Source organism: Streptomyces sp. NPDC025806 (genome assembly GCF_055558275.1).
In genome coordinates, this window is sequence record NZ_JBVHMU010000001.1 from 110,337 (window position 1) to 132,789 (window position 22,453).

The window sequence follows — 22,453 nt, forward strand, 5'->3', positions numbered from 1 at the left end:
GAGGTCTCGTGCGCGGGTGACGCGTGCGTCGTGGCTGGTCGCGCAGTTCCCCGCGCCCCTTACGGGGCTGATGGCATGAGTGTGTTGCTTTCCCCTCTGCGCCAGACGGGCCGGCTGTTCGCGCTCGCGCTTCAGGTCGCGCGGGCTGTCTTCCGGCGGCCGTTCCAATTCCGGGAGTTCATCGAGCAGTTCTGGTTCGTCGCCAGTGTGACGATCCTGCCGGCGGCGCTCGTGTCGATCCCGTTCGGTGCCGTCATCGCGCTCCAAGTCGGCTCGCTCACCCAGCAGTTGGGTGCCCAGTCGTTCACCGGCGGCGCCAGCGTGCTGGCCGTCATCCAGCAGGCCAGCCCGCTCATCGTCGCCCTGCTCATCGCCGGCGCCGGCGGATCCGCCATCTGCGCCGACCTCGGCTCGCGGAAGATCCGTGAGGAGCTCGACGCCATGACCGTCATGGGCGTCTCGCCCGTGCAGCGGCTCGTCGTGCCGCGCGTCCTCGCCACCATGTCCGTCGCCGTGCTGCTCAACGGCATGGTCTCCGTCGTCGGCACCCTCGGCGGGTACTTCTTCAACATCGTCCTTCAGGGCGGCACCCCGGGCGCGTACCTCCAGAGCTTCTCCGCGCTCGCCCAGCTGCCCGACCTCTACATCAGCGAGCTGAAGGCCCTCATCTTCGGGTTCATCGCCGGGATCGTGGCCGCCTACCGGGGGCTCAATCCACGCGGCGGACCCAAGGGCGTCGGTGACGCCGTGAACCAGTCCGTCGTCATCACCTTCATCCTGCTCTTCTTCGTGAACACCGTGATGACCGGCATCTACCTCCAGATCGTTCCGCCGAAGGGAGGCTGAGCCCGTCATGACCTCCCCCCTCGTCTGGCTCGACCGTGGTGGCGACCAACTCCTCTTCTACATACGGGCCTTGGTGTGGATCCCGCGCACGCTGCGGCGCTACACCAAGGAGGTGCAGCGGCTGCTCGCCGAGGTCGCCTTCGGCTCCGGCGGACTCGGCGTCATCGGCGGCACCATCGGCGTGATGATCGCGATGACCGCCGCCACCGGCACCGTCGTCGGCCTCCAGGGCTACGCCGCCCTGGACCAGATCGGCACCGCCGCCTTCACCGGCTTCGTCTCCGCGTACTTCAACACCCGCGAGATCGCCCCGCTCGTCGCCGGACTCGCCCTGTCCGCCACCGTCGGCGCCGGCTTCACCGCGCAGCTCGGCGCCATGCGGATCAACGAGGAGGTGGACGCGCTCGAAGGGATGGGCGTGCGGTCCATGCCGTACCTCGTGACCACCCGGATCATCGCCGGCGTCGTCGCCATCATCCCGCTCTACGCGATCGGCCTGCTCTCCTCCTACCTCGCCTCCCGCCTCGTCACCACCGTCTTCAACGGGCAGTCGCAGGGCACGTACGACCACTACTTCAACCTCTTCCTGTCGCCCACGGACGTGATCCTGTCGGTGCTGAAAGTGCTGATCTTCAGCGTGATGGTGATCGTCGCCCACTGCTACTACGGGTTCCGGGCGAGCGGGGGACCGGCCGGGGTCGGGATCGCGGTCGGGCGGTCCGTGCGGAACGCCATCGTGCTGATCTCCGTCACCGACTTCTTCCTCTCGCTGGCGCTCTGGGGCGCCACGACGACCGTGAAGGTGGCGGGCTGACCCATGGAGACCCTGCGCCGCCGGCTCGCCGGCATCGTCTTCCTCGTCGTGCCCGCCCTGCTGATCTGGCTCGCCGTCGCCGTCTACGACAAGGACTTCGTCGACTCGGACGAAGTCGTGGTCGAGACGGGCAGCGTCGGCAACGAGATGCACCTCGGGGCCGAGGTCAAACTGCGGGGCGTCGTCCTCGGCGAGGTGCGCGCCATCGACGCCACCGACACCGGGGCCCGCCTCACCCTCGCGCTGAAACCCGGCGCCCTCGACCACGTCCCCGACGACGTGCGCGCCCAGATGCTGCCGACAACCCTGTTCGGCGAGCGGTACGTCGCGCTCGTCCCGCCGAGCACGCCCAGTACGCGGATGCTGCCGGCCGGGGCCACCATCCCGCAGGACCGTTCTGCCAACGCCATCGAGCTCCAGCAGGTCCTCGACGACGTCCTGCCGATGCTCACCGCCGTACAGCCGCAGAAACTGTCGTCGACGCTGTCCGCCGTCTCGCAGGCGCTCGAAGGGCGCGGCAGCAGGATCGGCGAGACGCTCAGCACGCTCGACGCGCACCTGAAGAAGTTCAACCCGAACCTGCCGACCCTCAACGAGGACCTCAAGCAGCTGGTCAGGGTCTCGCACGTCTACGCGGACGCCGCCCCCGGCATCCTCGACGCGCTCACCGACTTCACCACCACCAGCGGCACGATCGCCGAGAAGGAGCAGGACCTCGCCTCGGCCTACGGCGCCACGACGCGCACCGCCGAGGACCTCGACGCCTTCCTGCGGGCCAACCAGGACAACATCATCCGGCTGTCCGCCACCTCACGGCCCACACTCCAGATCCTCGCCAAGTACTCGCCCTCGTTCCCGTGCACCCTGCGCACCCTCGCCGAGTTCGTGCCCCGCATGGACAAGGCGCTCGGCAAGGGCACCGACGAACCCGGGCTGCACGTCGACGTCACCACCGTCGCCTCGCGCGGCAACTACGTGCCCGGCCGCGACACCCCCACGTACTCCACCGGCGGCGGACCCCACTGCTACCCCGTCCCGTATCTCGGCACCTCCGCCCGCGCGCCCGTCACCGCCACGGCCTCCGCCGAGCAGAACCTCGGGCCCGCCAACTCGCCGCAGGAGAACGACCTGGTGAACGAGCTCATCGCCCCGGCCGCCAAGACCGTGCCGGGCGACCTGCCCGACTGGTCGAGCCTGCTCGCCGGACCCGTCTACCGGGGGACGGAGGTGAAGCTCAAGTGACCGCAGAAGACACCGAGTTCGCGCACGTGCGGCGGCGGTCCGTCGCCGGACCGCTGATCAAGTCCCTCGTCTTCCTCGTCGTCACCGCGCTGGCCACCGCCCTGCTCGGCCTGTCCATCGCCAACACGGGGGTGGGCACCGACACCACCACCTACCGCGCCCTGTTCACCGACGTCACCGGGCTCATCGACGGCGACGGCGTGCGGATCTCCGGCGTCAAGGTCGGCGAGGTCACCGACGTGCGCGTCGTCGACCACCGCACCGCCCAGGTCACCTTCACCGTCGAGAAGGGCCGGGAACTGCCCCGGACCACCACGGCCGCCGTGAAGTACCTCAACATGGTCGGCCAGCGGTACGTGGCCCTCGAACGTGGCACCGGGGACGACACGGGGGATCTCGACCCCGGTGCCACCATCCCGCTCACCCGCACCCGTCCCGCCCTCGACCTGACCCTCCTTTTCAACGGCTTCAAGCCGCTCTTCGAAGGCCTCTCCCCGAAGGACGTCAACGAGCTCGCCGGCTCCATCGTCAAGGTCCTCCAGGGCGAGGGCGGCACCGTCGACAGCCTCATCCAGCACGTCGGCTCCCTCACCACGACCGTCGCCGCGAAGGACCAGGTCATCGGGCAGGTCGTCGGCAACCTCACCGAGGTCCTGAAGACGATCAACGACCGCGAGGACAAGTTCGACGACCTCGTCACCACCCTCACCCGCCTCGTCTCCGGGTTCAACGAGGACCGCAAGCCGCTCGGCGACGCCGTCCAGGCCATGGGCGACCTCACGACCGTCACCGCCGGGTTCCTCCAGGACTCCCGGGCGCCCCTCAAGGACGACATCAAGCAGCTCGGCCGGCTCTCCGGCACCCTCGGCGACGGCATCCCGCAGATCGAGAACTTCCTCGACAAGACGCCCGCCAAGATGACCGCCCTGTCCCGCCTCTCGTCCTACGGCTCCTGGTTCAACCTCTACCTGTGCCGGGCCAAGGTCGACGGCGTCACCATGTCCGACGGGTCGAAGCCCCCCACCGGCATCGTCGTCGAAGAAGCGAGGTGCCAGTGAAACGGCCCCGGTTCACCGAGATCAAACCGGTCCAGGAACGCAACCCCGTCGCCGTCGCCCTCGCCGGACTCCTCGTCCTCGCGCTGCTGGCCCTCGCCGCCCTCAACGTCAGCAGCCTGCCCCTCGTCGGCGGCGGCACCGACTACAGCGCCGACTTCAGCGAGGCCGCCGGACTCGGCGACGGCGACGAGGTGCGCATCGCCGGCGTCAAGGTCGGCGAGGTCACCTCCGTCAGCCTCGACGGACCCAAGGTCAAGGTGGCCTTCCGCGTCGACGACGACAGCACCTGGATCGGCGACCGCACCACCGCCGCCATCGCCATCAAGACGCTGCTCGGCGAGAAGTACGTCGCCCTCGACCCGCTCGGCGGCGGGAAGCAGGACCCCGGGTCCCGCATCCCGCTCAGCCGCACCACCTCCCCGTACGACGTGACGGAGGCCTTCGAGGACCTCAGCGGGACCATCGACGAGATCGACACCCAGCAGCTCGCCGAGAGCTTCGAGACGATCTCCGAGACCTTCAAGGACTCGCCGCCCGACGTGCGCGCCGCCGTGAAGGGCCTGTCCGCCCTGTCGAAGACCGTCTCCTCGCGCGACACGCAGCTCGCCGAACTCCTCGCGGGCAGCAAGCAGTTGACCAAGACGCTCAAGACGAAGAAGTCGAGCTTCGAGACCCTCATCGACGACGGCGGCTCCCTGCTCGGCGAGCTCAAGAAGCGGCGTACGGCCATCAAGGCGCTGCTCACCGGCAGCAAGGCGCTCGGCGTCCAGCTCGACGGGCTCGTCGACGACAACGAACAGCAGCTGAAGCCGACCCTCCAGGCGCTCGGCCGCGTCACCACCGTCCTGGAGAAGAACAAGAAGAAGCTCGACCGCACCCTCGCGCTCGTCGGGCCCTACTACCGGCTGATCGGCAACACCCTCGGCAACGGCCGCTGGTTCGACAGCTACCTGTGCGGCGTCGTGCCCCGGAACTACCTGCCGGAGACCTCGCTGCCGAAGACCTCCTGCGTGCCGCCCAAGAACGGGACGTACGACGTGAAGGGTGGGGGCCGGTGACATCCGCAGGCCTGTCCGTCAAGTGGAAGCTGCTGGTCGGCGGGGTCGCCCTCGCCGTGCTCGTCGCGGCCGGCGTCGTCGGCGTCCGCGCCGCGGACTCCGGAGGGATGCGGATCACCGCGTACTTCGACCGGGCCGTCGGCATCTACGCCGGCTCCGACCTGCGCGTCCTCGGCGTCCGCGTCGGCAAGGTCGCCGAGGTGCGGCCGCAGGGCACCCGCGTGCGGGTCGTCCTCGCCGTCGACGACGGGGTGAAGATCCCCGCCGGGGCGCGCGCCGTCGCCGTCGCGCCGAGCGTCGTCGCCGACCGGTACGTGCAGCTCACGCCCGCGTACGCGAGCGGGCCGCAGCTGAAGGACGGGGCGAAGCTGCCCGCGTCCCGCAACCGCACCCCCGTCGAGGTCGACCAGCTCTACGACAGCGTCACCGAGCTGAGCAAGGCGCTCGGGCCCGGCGGCGCCAACGAGAAGGGCGCCCTGTCCGACCTCCTCGGCACCGGCGCGAAGAACCTGAAGGGCAACGGCGCCGCCATGGGCGACAGCATCGAGCAGTTCGGCAAGGCCGCCAAGACGCTCGACGGACGCAGCGACGACCTGTTCACCACGCTCAGCCAACTCCAGGCGTTCACGACCATGCTGAAGAAGAAGGACGGCGGCGTGCGCACCGCGCAGGAGAACCTCGACGACGTCACCGGCTACTTCGCCGACAACCGGGACGATCTCGCCGGGGCTCTGAAGGAGCTCGGCATCGCGCTCGGCCAGGTGAAGAAGTTCATCAAGGACAACCGGGGGGAGCTGCGCAAGAACGTCCGCAAGCTCGTGCCCCTCACCCGGGCGCTGGTCGAGCAGCGGGCCTCCCTCGCCGAGGCGCTGGACGTCGCCCCGCTCGCCGCGCAGAACGTCGTCAGTGCCTACAACCCGCGGACCCGGACCCTGGACGGGCGGGCCAACCTGAACGAGCTCAGCCTGGGCGGGCCCCTGCTGCCGCTGCCCGCCGTGGGGGGTGAGTAGTCATGCGGCGAGGCCTGCTCATCGGCGGAGCCGTCTCCGTCACCGTCGCCTTCTGCCTCACCCTCGGTGTCGTCACCCTGCCCACCCCCTCCTTCGGCGGCATCGAGGACCTGCCGCTGCCCGGCGGCGCCGACCTCGGCGACCACCCCTACACCGTCACCGCCGACATGAAGGACGTGCTCAGCCTCGTCCCGCAGTCCGCGGTCAAGGTCAACGACGTCGCCGTCGGACGCGTCACCAAGATCCGCCTCGGCAGCGGGAGGAACTGGAACGCCCGCGTCACCATGAGCATCAACGGCGACGTCGACCTGCCCGCCAACACCGGGGCCCGGCTCGAACAGTCCAGCCTCCTCGGCGAGAAGTACGTCCAGCTCGTCGCCCCCACGCAGGGCGCCACCGGCGCCCTGAACGCCGGCGACCGCATCCCGCTCTCCCGCACCGGACGCAACTCCGAGGTCGAAGAGGTCTTCGGCGCCCTCTCCCTGCTGCTCAACGGCGGCGGCGTCAACCAGCTCAAGACCATCACCAAGGAGCTCAACGCCGCACTCGGCGGCCGTGAGAGCGAGGTCCGCTCCACGCTGCGCCGCGTCAACACCCTCGTCACGAACCTCGACACCCACCGCGGCGACATCACCGCCGCGCTCGACGGCGTCAACCGGCTCTCCGCGACCCTCGCCCACCGCAAGGAAGACGTGGCCACCGTGCTCACCGATCTGTCGCCCGGCCTCAAGACCCTGGAGGACCAGCGGGGTTCGCTCATGACGATGCTGCGCTCCCTCGACCGGCTCAGCGGCGTCGCCGTCGACACCGTCGACCGGGGCAAGGCCGACATGGTCGCCGACCTCAAGGCCATCGCCCCCACCCTCAAGGCGCTCGCCGACTCCGGCAAGAACCTGCCCGACTCGCTCCAGGTGCTGCTCACCTACCCGTTCACGGACGAGGTGCTGCGCGGGGTCAAGGGCGACTACCTCAACGTCTACCTGAGCATGACGGCGCCGTCGGGCACCCAGCTCGTCCCGCCGCTCACCGAGGGCTCGCCCGCACCGACGCCGACCCCGCAGAAGCAGACGCAGCAGCAGAAGGAGCGGCAGAAGAAGGCGTCCAGTGGTGCGAGCCGGCCCGCGCTGCCGCTGCCCGCGACCTCGGCCCCCGGCCCGTCGGCGTCCACGCCCACGTCCGCGTCGGCGTCCGCGTCGGCCTCAGGGGGTGAGGGGCAGTGATCACGCTCGCCATCCGCCTCAAGAACCTCGCGTTCCTCGTCATCGCCGTCCTCGTCCTCGCCTTCCTCGGCATCCGGTACGCCGACCTGGGACGGTACGTCGGAGCCGCCGACTACTACACCGTCACGGTCCAACTCCCGCGTACGGGCGGCCTGTTCACTCACTCCGACGTCACCTATCGGGGCGTGTCCGTGGGGCGGGTCGGACCGATCGGGCTCACCTCGGACGGGGTCGAGGCAGAACTGCGCATCAAGAAGTCCGCACCCGCCATCCCCGACGACACCCAGGCCGTCGTCGCCAGCCTCTCCGCGGTCGGCGAGCAGTACATCGACCTGCGGCCCAAGCGCGGGGACGGGCCGTACCTGGAGGACGGCTCGCGGATCGACGCGAGCCGGACCGCCGTGCCGCGGCCCGTGACCGACGTGCTGGCGAGCGTCGACGACCTCACCACCTCCGTACCGCTCGACGACCTGCGCACCGTCGTCGACGAGTTCGGCAAGGCCTTCGAGGGACGTGGCGAGGACCTTCAGGTCCTCCTCGACAACGGCACCGACTTCGTGCGGGCCGCCGACCGGGCCCTGCCCAGCACCACGACCCTCATGAACGACGGCGCGGTCGTGCTCCGCACCCAGGCCGAGGAGGGCAAGGCCATCCGCGACTTCGCCTCCGGCGCCAAGGACCTCGCCGCCACGCTCAAGGGCTCCGACGCGGACCTGCGCCGCCTCGTCATGGCCGCACCGGACGCCGCCACACAGGTCAGCGGGCTGCTGCGGGACATGGACCCCGACCTGAGCGTCGTCCTCGCCAATCTGCTCACCACGTCCGAGGTCGCCGTCACCCGGCAGCGCGGCACCGAGGAGCTGCTCGTGCAGCTGCCCCGGGCCGTCGCCGCCGGCGCCACGGCCGTCGACGGAAAGAAGGTCAACTTCGGCATGACGGTCACCTTCTTCAAGCCGCTCCCGTGCACGGCCGGTTACGGAGGCACCCGCTACCGCCTCGGTACGGACACCGGCCCCGCGCCCGCGCTCAACACCAAGGCCCGCTGCACCGCACCCGCGTCCAGCGGGGTCGGCGTCCGCGGCTCGGCGCACGCCCCCGGCGGCGGCCCCGTGCCGAAGCCCGCCCGGCCCGGCGCGCTGAACCTGCCCTCCCTCAAGGAGAGCGGCGCCGACGGTTCCTCCGGGGACATGGCCGGTCTGCTCGGCCTGAGCGGAACGGGGAACGGCTCATGAGGCGGGCCCTCGCGGGAGCAGGGCTCGCCGCGGCCGTCGCCCTGTGCGGGGCGGGCACCTGGTCGTACGCGCAGGCCCGCGGCGACGACGACCTCGCGTACGCGCGGGCCCGGGACGCCGCGCTGGACGACGGCCGGGCCGCCGTCGCGACGCTCTCCACCCTGGACGCGTCGTCGACGGCCCGCGCCAAGGCCGGCATCGGCACCTGGAAGTCGGTCACCTCCGGCCCGCTGCGCACCGAGCTCGCCCGCCTCGCCCCGGCCACCGGCCCGTCCTCCCGCGGAGTCGTCACCGACGCGGCCCTCACCGCCCTCGACGATCACGCCGGCACCGCCAAACTCATCGCGACCCTCCGCGTGGAGACCACCCCGAAGGGCGCCAAGTCCCCGACGACCGACCGCAAACGACTGGAGGCGACGCTGTCCCGCGCCTCCGACGGCACATGGAAGGTACGCGCCCTGAACGCGATCCCGGTGACGGCGGTGGGCGGATGAGCGACACGAAGAGCGAGGCCGTCGGGCCCGTCCTGCAAGCCGAGCCCGAGGAAGCGGACGCCCCCGAGACCGAGTCCCCGCCGAGAGGTGGGAGCCGCGCGGCGATCGGGGTCGTCACCCTCGGCGTGCTCCTCGCCCTCGCCGGCGGCCTGCTGCTGTTCCAGGCGCACGCCCTGCGCAGCGCCCCGTACGCCCGCGACCACGCGCTCACCGACGCCGCGGCCACCGCACGCGTCAACGGGGACGTGAGCAACGCGCTCGGCAAGGTGTTCTCGTACACGCCCGACGGGACCGAGGCCACCGAGCGGTCCGCGCGGGCCACCCTGTCCGGGCGCGCCGCGGAGCAGTACGCGCAGCTCTTCGCGCGGGTCCGGGCCGACGTACGGGACCAGAAGGTCACCCTGTCCACGCAGGCCGTGCGCGTCGGCACCGTCAGCCTGCGCGGGCGCACCGCGCACCTGCTCGTGTTCCTCGACCAGACCGCCCGGCGCGGCACCAAGAAACCCACGACGTCCGCCGCCCAGCTGTCCGTCACCGCCGAACTGCGCGACGACGTCTGGCGCATCGTCGACATCAAGGCCCGGTGAACGGCCGTTGAAAGGAACCCGGATGGACCGCATCGGACGGCCCCTGCTGCTCGCCGCGCTCGCCCTGACCCTCGTCGCGGGCGCCTTCGCCGCCTGGGCCGGCTGGTCCTGGTACGGCGCGGCGCACGACGACACCGCCGCCTACGCCACCGCCCGCGACGACGCCCTGGAGGCCGGGGAGCAGGCCGTGCAGAACCTCAACACCCTCGACCACAAGAACCTCGCGCACGGCCTCGACCTGTGGGAGTCGTCCACCACCGGCGAACTGCACACCCAACTCGCCGGAGGACGCTCCGCGTTCGAGAAGCAGGTCCGCGAGGCCCGCACGGTCAGCACCGCGAAGGTCCTCGACGGCGCCCTGACCGAGCTCGACGAACGGGCCGGCCGCGCCCGCGTCATGGTCGCCCTGCGCGTCACCGTCACCGCCTCCGGCGGCAAGTCCTCGCAGAAGGACAGCCGCATGCTCGGCGAACTCACCCGCACCGACGGCCACTGGAAGCTCAGCGCCCTCGGCCAGGCCCCGGTCGGCGACAGCGCGACCACCGACTGACCGACCCCCGAACCGTTGGGAGCGGACCCCGATGTCCACGACGCGCCACACCACCCGCCACCACCTCAACCGGCAGCGCCGCCTCGCCGCGGTGCCCGCGCAGACGCCGGTACGTGACAAGCCCGAGCTCAAGAAGCCCGAGCTGACGAAGTCCGACCTGAAGAAGGCCGTACCGAAGAAGACCGTGCCGAAGAAGGCCGTACGGACCGAGCCCGCGCGCCCGGCGCCCCGCGTCCCGAAGGCCCTCGTCGCCCTCTGCCTGCTCACCCTCCTGCTGGGCGCCTTCGCCGGCTGGGCGTTCCACCGCGCGCAGAGCCTCGACGCAGGGGCCGCGACACGGAACGCCGCGCTGTCCGATCCCGCCCGGACCAGCGAGGTCAAGGGACAGGCGGAGAAGGCGGTCGAGGCGCTGTTCTCGTACGACCAGGCGGATCCCGGCGCGGCGCGCAAGGCGGCCGAGCGGCTGCTGACCGGGAAGGCGGTCGAGCAGCACCGCACGCTGCTCGCACCGGTGCTCGCGCAGGCCGAGAAGCAGAAGACGGTCGTCACGACGACCGTCACCGACAGCGCCGTCGAGCGGATCGACGGCCCCCGCGCCCGCGTCCTCGTGTTCGCCGACCAGAGCAGCACCGGCACCGCCGCCAAGTCCGACACCGCCGCGAACTACGCGGGCGCCATGCTCGCCGTCGACCTCGTCCGCAAGGACGGGCGCTGGCTCGTGTCCGGCATCGACACCTTCGGCAACTGACCGGCACCCACCGACCCGTACGCGACGAACGAGAGGGGCACCCCTTGCGCACCCCGCGCAGCACCCTGCGTATCCGACGCCGTCCGCGCCGCGCCACCCGGTTGAGCCGGGGCCTGCGCGGCACCGCCGTGGCCGTCGCCGCCACCGCCCTGCTCACCGCGTCCCAGGCCCCTGAGCTGCTCGGCGACGCGGGCTCCGGCGCCGAGAAGGCGGGCCGCAGCGACCCGTTCGCCGTGCTCGACGAGCCGTTGCCGCCCGTCGCCTCGCAGGGCGACGACTCGTACCACACCGAACTCCCGCCGCTGAAGGCGCCGGACGCCCCGGGCACCACGTTCCCCCGCGAGCAGGTGCGGGCGGAGGCCGGCATCCCGGCGACCGTCCTCGCCGCCTACCGCCGCGCCGAGGCGTCCGTCGGCCGCACCGACCCGGGCTGCCGGCTGCCCTGGCAGCTGCTCGCCGGGATCGGCAAGGTCGAGTCCGGGCAGGCCCGCGGCGGTGACGTCACCGCCGACGGGACGACCCGGCACCGGATCACCGGACCGCCCCTGAACGGCAAGGGGTTCGCCCTGATCCGGGACACCGAGGGCGGCGCCTGGGACGGCGACGCCGTCTACGACCGGGCCGTGGGCCCCATGCAGTTCCTGCCCGGCACCTGGCGCCGCTGGGGCGCCGACGGCAACGGCGACGGCCGCGCCGACCCCAACAACATCTTCGACGCGGCCCTCGGCGCCGGGCACTACCTGTGCGCCGGGAACCGGGACCTCGGCACCGCGCGCGGCCTGGAGCGCGGCATCCTCAGCTACAACTACTCGCGCGACTACGTGCGGCTCGTCCTGTACTGGATGGAGTTCTACCGCAGCGGCGTCCACAAGGTGCCGGACGGGAAGGGCGTCGTGCCGGTCAGCCCCGGCGCCGGGTCGAAGACGCCCGCGACCAAACCCGTCGGCGACGGCCGGGACGGCGGCTCCGACGGCGGCAAGGGCGGGGGCGGCGGCATCGTCATCGGCCCCGAGCCGACCCGCACCCCCGGCACACCGCGCCCGTCCGGCCGTCCCACGGAAGGGCCGAGCCCCAGCCCGGGTCCCTCGGACAGCGCGCCGCCGCCCACGACGGAGCCGCCCACCACGCCGCCCGTCACCGGTGGTCCCACGGGTGACCCCACCGACGGTCCGACCGGCACGCCCACCGACCCGGGCACCCCGACCGACTGCCCCTCCGACAGCGCGAGCCCGACCGACTCCCCGAGCCCCAGCCCCACCGACACCCCCACCGAGGGCCCGACGGAGAGCCCGTCACCCTGCACCGCACCCGGCGCCTGACGGCCCCTTCGACGGGTCCTTCATCGCCGAGCCGACGCGGTACGTCCCGGCGGCGGGCGCGGTCAGCTCGGTGAACTCGCCGCGCCGCCGCACCCGCAGGCATCCGTGCTCGGCCCGCAGCCACGGCGAGTACGCGACCCGGAGCGTCGCCGTGCCCGCCCGCGCGAACCGCACCGTGACCCGCGCCGCGTCCGCGTCCACCACGGACGCGGGTGCGGACACGAGCGGCACTGTGTCCCGCACCCGGTAGACCCGCCAGTGCGCGTCCCGCCACACCGGCTCCAGATAGGGCGCCCCGCGCCGCACGAGCGCGGCCTCCTGCTCGGCGGGCCCGTCCGGCCTCCCCTCGGGCAGCACCACGAGCCCGACGGCCCACCGGTCCAGCCAGGCCCGGTAGGTCGCCGCCGAGAACGAGCCGTCGTAGAAGAGGCGTCCGCGCTCCACGTCCAGCTGCCGGTTCCAGCCACGCGCCATGTTCACGTGCGGGGCCAGCACCGTCGCCTCACGGTGATTGCGCGCGGGGACCACCTCGACGCGCGTACGGTCAGCGCCGAGCCGCTCCAACTCCCGTACGACACCGCCGGTCTGCCGCGCCCAGGCGGGCACCCGCGTCGACACCTTCAGGTCGTCGAGCGTCTTCTGCCCGACCCAGTACGAGGACCAGACGAGCGCCACCGCGAGGACGAGCACCTGGAGGCGGCGCAGGCCGGGGGCGCGCAGCGCCGCCAGGAGGACGGCGGGCGCGGCCAGTTCGGCGAGCCGCTCCACGTTCGTGCCGACGGGGGAGGGGATCAGATACGTGAGGACCGTGCCGAGCGCGTACACGGCGGCGGCCCCGCGCGCCGCACGCCAGTGCGCGGGCCCCGCCACCACCAGCGCGAGCGCGAAAAGGAACGGTGGCCAGATCCGGTCCACCGGCATCAACTGCTCGCCCCGGAAAGGGAAGAGAAGCGTCGTGACGCCCACGACGGCGGCCGGCGGCAACGCCAGCGCCGCCGCCGGACCCCCTCTCCGTACGAGGATGTGACCGGCGCCGACGACGGCGAGGAAGAGTCCGGCGACCGGTGACGCGAGCGTGGCGAGGGCCGCACCCACCGCGCCTGCCGCGACCTCCGCGCGTTGGCGCCGCCCGGTGACCGCCACGCACGCGCCGAGTCCGAGCGCGACCCCGAGCGCGAACGTCGTACGGCCCGACGCCACGTCGCACCACAGCGCCAGCGAGAGGAGGACGGCGGGCAGGACCGGGCGCCGCACCCCGCAGCGCACGAGCAGCACGGCGCCAAGCCACGACGCCGCGATCCCGGACAGCACGGTCACCGTCCGCACCCCGGCCCACGCCATCAAGTAGGGCGACAGGACGGAGTAGTTGGCGGTGTGCGTGCCTCCGTACCAGAACAGGTTGTACGCCGAACCGCCGTGCTCGGCGGCGAATCCGGCCCAGGCCTCCTGGGCCGCGAGATCGCCGCCGCCCGTCGCGAGGAGCAGCGTCCACACCGCGTACAGCGGCAGCACCGGCGCCGTCGCGCACAGTGCCGTCCGCCGGGACGCGGTCAGGGTGAAACGGCGGAGGAGTAAGAAGGGCAGTTCGACCGTGGCCACGGGCACCGATCCTACGGCCCCCGCGTCACTCAGGGTGCCGAGGTGGACACCTGGAGTTCCTTCACGCCGTTGAGCCAGGCGGCGCGCAGCCGGCGCGGGTCGCCGGCCAGCCGCAGGTTCGGCATGGCGTCCGCGATGGCGTTGAAGATGAGGTCGATCTCCAGGACCGCGAGGGACTTGCCGAGGCAGAAGTGCGGTCCGCCGCCGCCGAACCCGAGGTGCGGGTTCGGGTCGCGCTTGATGTCGAAGGTGTCCGGGTCCGTGAAGACCTCGGGGTCGTGGTTGGCGGAGGAGTAGAAGAGGCCGACCCGGTCGCCCGCCTTGATCTTCTGGCCGCCCAGCTCGGTGTCCTGGGTGGCGGTGCGCTGGAAGGAGACCACGGGTGTCGCCCAGCGCACGATCTCCTCGGCGGTGGTGCTCGGGCGCTCCCGCTTGTAGATCTCCCACTGCTCGGGGTGGGTGAGGAAGGCGTGCATGCCGTGCGTGATCGCGTTCCGGGTCGTCTCGTTGCCGGCGACGGCCAGCAGGATGACGAAGAAGCCGAACTCGTCGGAGGACAGGCTGCCCTGGTCCTCGGCCGCGACCAGCTGGCTCACGATGTCCTGGGCCGGGCACTGCTTGCGGGAGGCGGCCAGGTTCATCGCGTAGGAGACGATCTCCATCGCCGCCTCGGCGCCGATCTCCTCGGTGATCGCGTACTCCGGGTCGTCGTACGCCACCATCTTGTTCGACCAGTCGAAGACCTTGGCGCGGTCCTCCTGGGCGATGCCGATGAGCTCGGCGATGGCCTGGAGCGGCAGTTCCACCGCGACGTTCGTGACGAAGTCGAAGCCGCCGTCGCTCGAGTCCCGCTCCAGGGCCTTGGCGACGATGTCGAGGGCCCGGCTGCGCAGCTTCTCCTCCAGGGAGCGGATCGAGCGCGGGGTGAAGCCGCGCTGCACGATCTGGCGCACCCGGGTGTGCTCCGGCGGGTCCATGTTCAGCATGATCATCTTCTGGACCTCGATCTGGTCACGCTGGATCGAGGAGTTGAAGCGGATCACCGCGGTGTTGGTGTTGGAGGAGTAGAGCTCCGGGTGCGTGGAGACGTATTTGACGTCCGCGTGCCGGGTCACCGCCCAGTAGCCCGCGTCCGCGAAGCCGGAGATCCCGGGCTCCTGCGGTATCCAGCGAACCGGTTCGGCCTGCCGCAGCTGGGCGAACTCGGGGTACGGCACACGGTCTTGCAGCAGATCGGGGTCCGTGAAGTCGAACCCGTCGGGCAGCGCGGGGCACGGCATGAGTCACTCCCGTGTTGGTTCTGACGATCCGTCAGTTCTGGCTCGAAAGGTAGTAACCGGTTCTAGAAGTGGCAAGGCCTGTGTCGGTGTCGGTTCCGTGCGATGTCCGTGCACGCCCCTTGCGTACCCGGGGTAAGCGAGTCGAGACTGCACCTGGAACTGGTACGCGTTCTAGTTTTGCGCGTCGCCCGTCGGTCCGGTGGTCCGGGATTGTGTGGAGGGACGAAGGTCATGGCAGCGGAACCCGTCATCGTCGAAGCCGTACGTACTCCGATCGGCAAGCGCGGTGGCGCGCTGGCCAATCTCCACCCCGCGTATCTGCTGGGCGAGACCTACCGCGAGCTCCTCGGCCGCACCGGCATCCAGGCGGACTGCGTCGAGCAGATCATCGGCGGCACCGTCACGCACGCGGGCGAACAGTCCATGAACCCGGCGCGCACCGCCTGGCTCACCATGGGCCTGCCCTACGAGACCGCGGCCACCACCGTGGACTGCCAGTGCGGCTCCTCCCAGCAGGCCTCGCACATGACCGCCAACATGATCGCGGCCGGCGTCATCGACGTCGGGATCTCCTGCGGCGTCGAGGCCATGTCCCGCGTCCCGCTCGGCTCCGGCTCCAAGCACGGCCCCGGCAAACCGTTCCCCGACGAGTGGAACGTGGACCTGCCCAACCAGTTCGAGGCCGCCGAACGCATCGCCCGGCGTCGCGGACTGACCCGCGAGAACGTCGACTCCCTCGGCCTCATCTCGCAGGAGCGGGCCGCCGCCGCCTGGGCCGAGGAGCGCTTCAAGCGCGAGACCTTCGCCGTGCAGGTGCCCACCACCGAGGAGGAGCAGGCCGCGGGCCACGGCATGTGGCGGCTCGTCGACCGCGACGAGGGCCTGCGCGACACCACCATGGAGGTCCTGTCCCGCCTCAAGCCCGTCATGCCCACCGCCATCCACACCGCGGGCAACTCCTCCCAGATATCCGACGGCGCCTCCGCCATCATGTGGGCCTCCAAGCGCATGGCCCGCGCCCTCAAGCTCAAGCCGCGCGCCCGCATCGTCGCCCAGGCCCTCGTCGGCGCTGACCCGCACTACCACCTCGACGGACCCGTCGACGCGACCCGCGCCGTCCTCGGCAAGGCCGGCATGTCCCTCAAGGACATCGACCTCGTCGAGATCAACGAGGCCTTCGCCTCGGTCGTCCTCAGCTGGGCCCAGGTCTTCGAACAGGACCTGGAGAAGGTCAACGTGAACGGCGGCGCGATCGCCCTCGGCCACCCCGTCGGCGCGACCGGCGCCCGCCTCATCGCCTCCGCCCTCTACGAACTGGAGCGCAGGGACAAGGAGTTCGCCCTGATCACCATGTGCGCGGGCGGGGCCCTGGCCACCGGCACGATCATCCAGCGGCTCTGACCCGCCACCCGGGGGCGCCCTCCGGCGCGGGGTGGACATAACACCACCCCGCACCAGGGGGCGCCTCGGATGTCGCCGCACGGGCCCCGCTCCCTACGGTCGTCCCATGACTTCCAACCCGGACAACTCCCGTGCCCGTACGACGACTTCACGCCTGCGCAGAGGCCTCGCCGCGACCGCCGCGCTGCTCCTCGCCGGAGCCCTCGCCGCCCCGGCCGCCGCGGCGTCCACCTCGCGCGCCGACCGCGCCCCGGCCGCCCGCGGCGCCCTCGTCGCCGTGACCTCGCTCGACGGGCTCGACCGGGCCGGGGTCACCCGCTGGCTCGCCGACCGCGCCATGGACACCGGCACCGTCCGCCACGGTGTGCGCGCCTACCGCCTGACCTACCGCACCGTCGACGCCTACGGCCGCCCCACCACCGCCACCGGCCTGCTCGCCCTCCCGGCCGGCGGCCCGCGCCGCCTCGACCTCGTCTCCGACACCCACGGCACGATGGTCCACCGCGACTACGCGCCCTCCGTCACCACCGACTTCGGCCGCGTCCCCGCCTACCTCAACGCCGCCGCCGGCAAGGCCGTCGCCGCGCCCGACTACCTCGGCCTCGGCAAGGGCCCCGGCGTCCACCCCTACATGGACACGGCGTCCTCCGTCACCGCCTCCCTCGACATGCTGCGCGCCGCCCGGCACGCGTCCGCCCGACTCGGCCGGCCCCTCACCGGCGACGTCTACGCGACCGGCTTCTCCCAGGGCGGCCAGGTCGCGATGGCCCTCGGCAAGGCCCTCGAATCCGGCGCCGACCACCACTTCAGGCTCCGCGCCCTCGCGCCCGTCAGCGGCCCCTACGACCTCTCGGGGCAGGAGATCCCCGCGCTCTACGACGGCCGCGTCAACGACACGAGCGGCCTCTTCTACACCGCGTACTTCCTCGTCGCCCAGAACCGCCTCCACCCGATCTACAAAGACCCCGCCGAGGTCTTCCGCGCGCCCTACGCGGACCGCGTCGAGGCGCTCTTCGACGGGGAGCACGGCGAGGAGGACATCGTCGCGGCGCTTCCCGCGACCGTGAAGGAACTCCTCACCCCCGAGTTCTACGCCCGCATGCAGCACCCCACGGGGGCCCTGCGGGAGGCGATCGCCGCGAATGACGGGGCCTGTGCCTGGAAGCCCTCGGTGCCGGTCCGCCTGTACGCGGCCGAGGGGGACACGGATGTCCCGATCGGCAACGCGGAGAGCTGCGCGGCTCAGCTGGGTTCTGGGGCCCCGATCTTCAATCAGGGCCCGACGGACCACTTCGGCAGCTTCAAGGCGGCCGCCCCCAAGATCACGAAGTGGTTCAACAGGACGTCCTGAACCCGCGGCCCCGGTGGGGGCTGGTCGCGCAGTTCCCCGCGCCCCTAGAGATGCGCACTTCGTGCGCGATCTCATCGGGCGCCAGGGCGTCGGGGAAATGCGCCCGAAGGGCATGCATTTCAGGGGCGCGGGGAACTGCGCGATCAGCCCCCACCGGGCCCGCACTGTGACGACAACCCAAAAAGGGCGGGCGGCACCCGAAGGTGCCGCCCGCAAAAAGGTCCCGCTCAGTACCAACCGTTGGCCTGCCAGTGCGCCCAAGCGCCACAGGCACTCCCGTACCGGTCCTTCATGTAGTCGATCCCCCACTTGATCTGCGTCTCGGGGTTCGTCTTCCAGTCGGACCCGGCGGACGCCATCTTGTTGCCCGGCAGCGCCTGCACCAGGCCGTACGCACCGCTGGAGGTGTTCGTGGCCTTCGGGTTCCAGCCGCTCTCGTGCGACACGATCTTGTCGAAGCAGGAGAACTGCGCCGAGTCCGCGATCTTCTGCTGCGCGATCGCCTTGGCCGAGGTCGGCGCGGCGGCCTGGGCCGAGGCCGAGGAGAAGATCAGGCCGGTCGTGGCGGCGGCGAGCGCGGCACCGGCGAGGGCCTTCTTCGGGCTGGCGATGCGGCGCAGGAGCGTGGCGGTCAAGGCGGAACCTTCCGTGGGGGACGGGGGGCGTACGTCGGCGCCGGGCCCTGGCGGGGGCTTCGGCGCCGTGCGACTCCTCCACAGAAACAGCCCGAAGAACCCCGCGCAATGCCCCCTTTACTAGTGGACGTCGCATCAGGGCGAAATGTCTGCTCTGTGACGTGGGTCGCAAAGCCCAGGTCAGAGGGGGTGCGACCCCGCCCGTCCCGCCCGGCGCCGCCTACGATCGCGCCTAGTACGTGAGCTGGGTCATGTGGGCCGGTTCACGGGCGCGGCCCGTCGAAAGTGACCTGCGCCTCGAAGGCGGCCCGCCGCGTCGCCCGCCGCAGCGCCTTCAGGACGGCGCCGCCCGCGACGAGCGTCAGCACCACGGTCAGCGCCGCCCGCCCCAGGTCCCAGCCCAGCGACGTCGCCAGGCAGTACGCGAGGAACCGGGCCAGATTGTCGTGCAGCGCCGCGTCCGGCTGGTACGCGACCGAGGAGGCCAGCGCGTTCATGAACGGCCACCCGGCCAGGTTCATGAGCGTCCCGTACGCGAACGCGGCCAGGAACCCGTACGCCGCGAGCATCAGCAGCTCGGCCCGCCCGCGCAGCCGGTGCGGCCCCGGCAGCAGACCTGCGCCCATCGTGAACCAGCCCATCGACAGCATCTGGAACGGCATCCACGGCCCGACCCCGCCGGTCAGCAGCGCCGACGCGAACATGCTGAGCGAGCCGAGCACGAACCCGAACCCGGGCCCGAGCACCCGCCCGCTCAGCACCATCAGGAAGAACATCGGCTCCAGGCCCGCCGTGCCGGCTCCGATCGGCCGCAGCGCGGCGCCGGCCGCGGCGAGCACCCCGAGCATCGCGACCGCCTTCGGGCCCATCCCGGACTCCGAGATCGTCGCCGCGACGACGGCCACGAGCAGCACGAGCAGCCCGGCGAACAGCCACGGGGCGTCCTGCGCGTGCGCGTTCACCTCCGACCCGGGGCCGGTGATCAGCGGCCAGCCGATCGCCACGAGCCCCACGGCGCCGACGAGCAGCAGAGCCGCCACCGAACGCGGCCCGAGCCGGACCGCCCGCACCTGCCGGTCGCCGCTCATGCCAGCGCCTCCCGCACCTGCGCGACCGTGAGCCACTCCTGCGGGGCGAGGATCTTCGCGACCTGCGGGGCGAACGACGGGGACGACACGACGATCTCCGGGGTCGGCCCGTCCGCGACGATCTCGCCGTCCGCGAGGATCGCCACCCGGTCGGTCAGCTCGGCCGCGAGCTCCACGTCGTGCGTCGCCATGAGCACGGCGTGCCCCGCGTCGGCGAGCCGCCGCAGGATGGTGACGAGCCGGGCCTTCGCCGCGTAGTCCAGACCCCGGGTCGGTTCGTCGAGCAGCAGCAGGGGAGGGGCGGCGGCCAGCACGATCGCCAGCGCGAGCGTGAGCCGCTGCCCCTCGGACAGGTCGCGCGGATGGGTGGCGTCGTCGATCCCGGGCAGCAGCTCGGTCAGCAGCGCACGACAGGTCCCGGGCTCGGCGCCCGCGTCCTGGTCGGCGGCGACGCACTCGGCCCCCACGGTGTCCGCGCACAACAGATCGCGCGGCTCCTGCGGTACGAGCCCCACCTTCCGGATCAGCTCACGCGGCTTGACCCGCCGAGGATCCACCCCGCCGACCCGCACGTCCCCCGCCCCGACCTTCACCATCCCGACGAGCGCCCCGAGCAGCGTGGACTTCCCGGCCCCGTTCCGCCCCATGAGCGCGACGACCTCACCCCCACGCACCTCCAGCTCCACCCACCGAAGCACCTCAACCCGCCCCCGCCGAACCCCCAGCTTCCGAACGGAGGCAGCGGGTTCCTGGGGCGCACGAGGTGCGCCTTCAGGGGCGCGGGACTGTGACACGTGCGGCTCCGCCGCGTGGCGCGACCGGCTCAGCCGAAGCCCGAGCCTCCCCGGCGCAGGCTGATCCAAGCGCCCCTGGGGCACGCGGAGCGTGCCTTCAGGGGCGCGGGGAACTGCGCGACCAGCCACGACGGCGCCGCGCCCGGAATCGGACCCCAGCCCGGCAAGACGCCCCCGCAACCCCGCAGCCGATCGCCGCGCATCCCGAACCGTGAGCGGCAAGGGCGACCACCCGGCCACCTTCCCCAACCCCACCACCGGAGGAAACACCGGAGACACGGCCATCACCGCCGCCGGATCCCCGACCAGCAAAGACTCCCCGCGCCCCCCGAGCAGCGCCACCTGATCCGCGTACTGCACCACCCGCTCCAACCGGTGCTCGGCCATGAGCACGGTCGTCCCGAGGTCATGCACGAGCCGCTGGAGGACGGACAGCACCTCCTCCGCCGCGGCCGGATCGAGCGCGGACGTCGGCTCGTCGAGCACCAGCACCCGCGGATGCGGAGTGAGTACGGACCCGATCGCGACCCGCTGCATCTGCCCGCCCGACAGCGTCGAGATCGGCCGGTCCCGCAGCTCGACGAGCCCCAGCAGATCGAGCGTCTCCTCGACCCGCCGCCGCATCACCGGCGCCGCGAGCCCCAGCGACTCCATCCCGTACGCCAGCTCGTCCTCGACGGTGTCGGTCACGAAGTGGGCGAGCGGATCCTGCCCCACCGTGCCGACGACATCGGCGAGCTCGCGCGGCTTGTGCGTACGGGTGTCGCGCCCGGCGACCGTGACCCGCCCCGCGAGCGTCCCCCCGGTGAAGTGCGGCACGAGCCCGCTGACCGCGCCGAGCAGGGTCGACTTGCCGACCCCGGAAGGACCGGCGAGCAGCATCAGCTCGCCTTCCGGCACGTGCAGCTCGACGTTCCGCAGCGTCGGCCCGGAGGCTCCTTCGTACGTCACCGAGACGTCCTCGAAGCGGATCATGACGAGGCCTCCACGGGTACGGCGGCGGACGGAACGGGATCGGTACGAGGGGCGGGCACGGGAGCGACGAACGCCGGGAGCAGCCCGACCAGCACGCCCGCCGCCGGCAGCAGGGGCAGTACGGGCATCGTCAGCGGCACCACGGACGGCTGCAGCGAGCCCGGATCCCGCACCCCGCTGACGATCATCACGGCCGCGGCGACGACCCCGGACGCGGCGACGAGCCAGGCCCGCACGCCCCACACATCGGGCCGGTACCGGGTCCGCACCGAGCGGAGCCCGCCCAGCCACAGCCCGCCGAGCGCGGCGGCGACCCCGCCGAGCAGCACCGGAAGCCCGTACCCGGCACCGGACGCGGCGAGCAGCCCGTACGTGCCGGCGCAGACGCCGATCAGCCCGCCGAGCGTCAGCACGGCCGTGGCCCGGCGCACCCCGCGCGGCACCTCGGCCGTCCGCCCGTAGCCGCGCGCGTCCATCGCGGCGGCCAGCGCCACGGACCGCTCCAGGGCCCCTTCGAGCACCGGGAGGCCGACCTGGAGCAGCCCGCGCAGCCCGCTGTCGGGGCGCCCGCGCAGCCGCCGCGCGGCCCGCAGCCGGCGCACGTCCGCGATCAGGTTCGGCGCGAACGTCATCGCCACGACGACCGCGACGCCCGCCTCGTACAGGGCGCCCGGCAGCGACTTCAGCAGCCGGGACGGGGACGCGAGGGCGTTCGCCGCGCCGACGCAGATCAGCAGCGTCGCCAGCTTCAGACCGTCGTACAGCGCGAAGGCGAGTCCCTCCGCGCTGACCCGGCCGCCGATCCGCACGCCCTGCGCCCAGTCCGGCAGCGGCACCTCCGGCAGCGTCACCAGCACGTGCGTGCCCGGAATCGGCGAACCGAGGACCACCGCGAAGACGAGCCGGATCCCGAGCACGGCGAGCCCCAGCTTCACGAACGCCCCGTACGAGTGCGCCCACGGCGCCTCCGTGCGGCGCGCCGCGACGACGTAACCGGCCACGCCGATCAGCAGCGCAAGCAGCAGCGGGTTCGTGGTGCGGGACGCGGCCGTGCCGAGGCCCAGCGCCCAGATCCACCAGGCGCCGGGATGCACGGAGTTGGCACGGTGGGCCCTCGGGGCCCGCAGGGTACGGCCGGAATCCATGGTGACG

At 72.2% G+C, this 22,453-nt stretch carries 21 protein-coding genes; 15 read left to right on the plus strand and 6 right to left on the minus strand.

The window, feature by feature from the left end; genetic code table 11:
• Positions 1 to 75 precede the first annotated feature (75 nt).
• From ACZ4E1_RS00500 to ACZ4E1_RS00560, 13 genes are read left to right on the plus strand one after another with little or no spacing between them, the layout of a single operon-like run.
• Entirely contained in the window at positions 76 to 846 is a 771-nt protein-coding gene (locus ACZ4E1_RS00500; RefSeq protein ID WP_467534460.1) for an MlaE family ABC transporter permease, read from the plus strand.
• A 7-nt stretch (positions 847 to 853) separates the two neighbouring features.
• Entirely contained in the window at positions 854 to 1,660 is an 807-nt protein-coding gene (locus tag ACZ4E1_RS00505; protein ID WP_467534462.1) for an MlaE family ABC transporter permease, read from the plus strand.
• 3 nt (positions 1,661 to 1,663) lie between these two features.
• Complete coding sequence (locus ACZ4E1_RS00510) at positions 1,664 to 2,902, plus strand: MCE family protein (protein ID WP_467534463.1); 1,239 nt, start codon at positions 1,664 to 1,666, stop codon at positions 2,900 to 2,902.
• Positions 2,899 to 3,960: an MCE family protein gene (locus tag ACZ4E1_RS00515; protein ID WP_467534465.1), complete on the plus strand. Its 1,062-nt coding sequence runs from the start codon at positions 2,899 to 2,901 to the stop codon at positions 3,958 to 3,960. Before ACZ4E1_RS00510 ends, ACZ4E1_RS00515 begins: the two co-directional genes overlap by 4 nt.
• On the plus strand, positions 3,957 to 5,018 hold the full coding sequence (locus ACZ4E1_RS00520) for an MCE family protein (RefSeq protein WP_467534467.1): 1,062 nt from the start codon (positions 3,957 to 3,959) through the stop codon (positions 5,016 to 5,018). The genes ACZ4E1_RS00515 and ACZ4E1_RS00520 overlap by 4 nt, the downstream gene beginning before the upstream one ends.
• Positions 5,015 to 6,028 (plus strand): MCE family protein, encoded by a 1,014-nt coding sequence (locus ACZ4E1_RS00525; RefSeq protein WP_467534468.1) that lies wholly within the window; start codon positions 5,015 to 5,017, stop codon positions 6,026 to 6,028. Before ACZ4E1_RS00520 ends, ACZ4E1_RS00525 begins: the two co-directional genes overlap by 4 nt.
• A 2-nt stretch (positions 6,029 to 6,030) precedes the next feature.
• Entirely contained in the window at positions 6,031 to 7,248 is a 1,218-nt protein-coding gene (locus ACZ4E1_RS00530) for an MCE family protein (protein ID WP_467534470.1), read from the plus strand.
• The gene (locus tag ACZ4E1_RS00535) at positions 7,245 to 8,480 is read left to right on the plus strand and encodes an MCE family protein (RefSeq protein ID WP_467534472.1); all 1,236 of its coding nucleotides are present in this window, start codon (positions 7,245 to 7,247) and stop codon (positions 8,478 to 8,480) included. Before ACZ4E1_RS00530 ends, ACZ4E1_RS00535 begins: the two co-directional genes overlap by 4 nt.
• Entirely contained in the window at positions 8,477 to 8,974 is a 498-nt protein-coding gene (locus tag ACZ4E1_RS00540) for a hypothetical protein (RefSeq protein ID WP_467534474.1), read from the plus strand. The genes ACZ4E1_RS00535 and ACZ4E1_RS00540 overlap by 4 nt, the downstream gene beginning before the upstream one ends.
• Positions 8,971 to 9,561: a hypothetical protein gene (locus tag ACZ4E1_RS00545; protein WP_467534475.1), complete on the plus strand. Its 591-nt coding sequence runs from the start codon at positions 8,971 to 8,973 to the stop codon at positions 9,559 to 9,561. The genes ACZ4E1_RS00540 and ACZ4E1_RS00545 overlap by 4 nt, the downstream gene beginning before the upstream one ends.
• A 22-nt stretch (positions 9,562 to 9,583) precedes the next feature.
• The gene (locus ACZ4E1_RS00550) at positions 9,584 to 10,111 is read left to right on the plus strand and encodes a nuclear transport factor 2 family protein (RefSeq protein ID WP_467534477.1); all 528 of its coding nucleotides are present in this window, start codon (positions 9,584 to 9,586) and stop codon (positions 10,109 to 10,111) included.
• Positions 10,112 to 10,142: 31 nt separating this feature from the next.
• On the plus strand, positions 10,143 to 10,859 hold the full coding sequence (locus ACZ4E1_RS00555) for a hypothetical protein (protein ID WP_467534479.1): 717 nt from the start codon (positions 10,143 to 10,145) through the stop codon (positions 10,857 to 10,859).
• Between the two features lie 44 nt (positions 10,860 to 10,903).
• The gene (locus ACZ4E1_RS00560; RefSeq protein ID WP_467534480.1) at positions 10,904 to 12,178 is read left to right on the plus strand and encodes a lytic transglycosylase domain-containing protein; all 1,275 of its coding nucleotides are present in this window, start codon (positions 10,904 to 10,906) and stop codon (positions 12,176 to 12,178) included.
• On the opposite strand, the gene ACZ4E1_RS00565 is transcribed toward ACZ4E1_RS00560, so the two are convergent.
• Complete coding sequence (locus ACZ4E1_RS00565; protein WP_467534482.1) at positions 12,152 to 13,777, minus strand: hypothetical protein; 1,626 nt, start codon at positions 13,775 to 13,777, stop codon at positions 12,152 to 12,154. The genes ACZ4E1_RS00560 and ACZ4E1_RS00565 overlap by 27 nt on opposite strands.
• A 29-nt stretch (positions 13,778 to 13,806) precedes the next feature.
• Entirely contained in the window at positions 13,807 to 15,057 is a 1,251-nt protein-coding gene (locus ACZ4E1_RS00570; protein ID WP_467534483.1) for a cytochrome P450, read from the minus strand.
• Between the two features lie 231 nt (positions 15,058 to 15,288).
• On the opposite strand from ACZ4E1_RS00570, the gene ACZ4E1_RS00575 reads away from it, so the two are divergent.
• Both ACZ4E1_RS00575 and ACZ4E1_RS00580 read left to right on the plus strand, forming a co-directional pair.
• Positions 15,289 to 16,458, plus strand: coding sequence for a steroid 3-ketoacyl-CoA thiolase (locus tag ACZ4E1_RS00575; protein ID WP_467534485.1), 1,170 nt, complete (start codon positions 15,289 to 15,291; stop codon positions 16,456 to 16,458).
• Between the two features lie 106 nt (positions 16,459 to 16,564).
• The gene (locus ACZ4E1_RS00580) at positions 16,565 to 17,809 is read left to right on the plus strand and encodes an alpha/beta hydrolase (protein ID WP_467534487.1); all 1,245 of its coding nucleotides are present in this window, start codon (positions 16,565 to 16,567) and stop codon (positions 17,807 to 17,809) included.
• Between the two features lie 227 nt (positions 17,810 to 18,036).
• Here the strand turns inward: ACZ4E1_RS00580 and ACZ4E1_RS00585 are convergent, their stop codons facing one another.
• The 4 genes from ACZ4E1_RS00585 to ACZ4E1_RS00600 all read right to left on the minus strand — a co-directional run bounded on the left by ACZ4E1_RS00585 (position 18,037) and on the right by ACZ4E1_RS00600 (position 22,446).
• Positions 18,037 to 18,444 carry an aggregation-promoting factor C-terminal-like domain-containing protein gene (locus ACZ4E1_RS00585; protein ID WP_467534488.1) on the minus strand — a complete coding sequence of 136 codons (408 nt, stop codon included), beginning with the start codon at positions 18,442 to 18,444 and terminating at the stop codon, positions 18,037 to 18,039.
• A gap of 263 nt (positions 18,445 to 18,707) precedes the next feature.
• Entirely contained in the window at positions 18,708 to 19,532 is an 825-nt protein-coding gene (locus ACZ4E1_RS00590; protein ID WP_467534489.1) for an ECF transporter S component, read from the minus strand.
• Positions 19,529 to 21,301, minus strand: coding sequence for an ABC transporter ATP-binding protein (locus ACZ4E1_RS00595; RefSeq protein WP_467534491.1), 1,773 nt, complete (start codon positions 21,299 to 21,301; stop codon positions 19,529 to 19,531). Before ACZ4E1_RS00595 ends, ACZ4E1_RS00590 begins: the two co-directional genes overlap by 4 nt.
• Positions 21,298 to 22,446: an energy-coupling factor transporter transmembrane component T gene (locus ACZ4E1_RS00600; RefSeq protein WP_467534492.1), complete on the minus strand. Its 1,149-nt coding sequence runs from the start codon at positions 22,444 to 22,446 to the stop codon at positions 21,298 to 21,300. The genes ACZ4E1_RS00595 and ACZ4E1_RS00600 overlap by 4 nt, the downstream gene beginning before the upstream one ends.
• Positions 22,447 to 22,453 lie beyond the last annotated feature (7 nt).